This is a genomic window from Pseudomonas persica, from assembly GCF_900291015.1.
Classification (GTDB): domain Bacteria; phylum Pseudomonadota; class Gammaproteobacteria; order Pseudomonadales; family Pseudomonadaceae; genus Aquipseudomonas.
Genome location: NZ_OLKL01000067.1, coordinates 1 through 1,631 on the forward strand (window position 1 = coordinate 1; position 1,631 = coordinate 1,631).

1 protein-coding gene is annotated in these 1,631 nt (G+C 69.0%); it reads left to right on the plus strand.

Features of this window, described 5'->3' with window-relative positions:
- Positions 1-1,631 (plus strand): Ig-like domain-containing protein (locus FQ664_RS25735; protein ID WP_256676096.1); only part of this gene is annotated, 1,631 nt, incomplete at both ends.

Genomic DNA, 1,631 nt, shown 5'->3' on the forward strand with positions numbered 1-1,631 from the left:
GCGCCGTTGGCCAACGGCACCGTGGTGAATGCCACCGCGACCGATCCGACCGGCAACACCGGTCCGCAGGCCACTACCACGGTTGACTCGGTGGCCCCGGTCGCACCGGTGGTCGAGCCGAGCAACGGCAGCGAAATCAGCGGCACCGCCGAGCCGGGCAGCACCGTCACCCTGACCGACGGCAGCGGTAACCCCATCGGCCAGACCACCGCCGACGGCAATGGCGACTGGAGCTTCACCCCGGCCACACCGCTGGCCGACGGCACGGTGATTAACGCCACGGCAACCGACCCAGCTGGCAACACCGGAGGGCAGGGCAGCACCACCGTGGACGGCGTGGCCCCGGGCGCTCCGACCGTCAACCTGAGCGACGGCAGCAGCCTCAGCGGTACCGCCGAGCCGAACAGCACGGTGACCCTCACCGACGGCAGCGGTAATCCGATCGGCCAGGCAACGGCCGATGGNGGTACCGCCGAGCCGAACAGCACGGTGACCCTCACCGACGGCAGCGGTAATCCGATCGGCCAGGCAACGGCCGATGGTAGCGGCAACTGGACCTACAGCCCCGCGACACCGCTGGCCGACGGCACTGTGGTCAACGCCACGGCGAGCGACCCGGCTGGCAACACCGGCCCGGCAGCGACGGTTACCGTCGACTCCAGCGCGCCGGCTGCGCCAGTAATCAATCCAAGTAACGGCGTGACCATCAGCGGTACAGCTGAAGCGGGCGCCACCGTGACCCTGACCGATGGCAGCGGCAATCCGATCGGCCAGATCACCGCCGATGGCAGCGGCAACTGGAGCTTCACCCCTGGNACCCTGACCGATGGTGGCGGCAATCCGATCGGCCAGATTACCGCCGATGGCAGCGGCAACTGGAGCTTCACCCCTGGTACGCCGTTGGCCAACGGCACCGTGGTGAATGCCACCGCGACCGATCCGACCGGCAACACCGGTCCGCAGGCCACTACCACGGTTGACTCGGTGGCCCCGGTCGCACCGGTGGTCGAGCCGAGCAACGGCAGCGAAATCAACGGCACCGCCGAGCCGGGCAGCACTGTCACCCTGACTGACGGCAGCGGTAACCCCATCGGCCAGACCACCGCCGACGGCAATGGCGACTGGAGCTTCACCCCGGCCACACCGCTGGCCGACGGCACGGTGATTAACGCCACGGCAACCGACCCAGCTGGCAACACCGGAGGGCAGGGCAGCACCACCGTGGACGGCATGGCCCCGGGCGCTCCGACCGTCAACCTGAGCGACGGCAGCAGCCTCAGCGGTACCGCCGAGCCGAACAGCACGGTGACCCTCACCGACGGCAGCGGTAATCCGATCGGCCAGGCAACGGCCGATGGTAGCGGCAACTGGACCTACAGCCCCGCGACACCGCTGGCCGACGGCACTGTGGTCAACGCCACGGCGAGCGACCCGGCTGGCAACACCGGCCCGGCAGCGACGGTTACCGTCGACTCCAGCGCGCCGGCTGCGCCAGTAATCAATCCAAGTAACGGCGTGACCATCAGCGGTACAGCTGAAGTCGGTGCCACCGTCACCCTGACCGATGGTGGCGGCAACCCGATCGGCCAGATTACCGCCGATGGCAGCGGCAACTGGAGCTTCACCCCTGG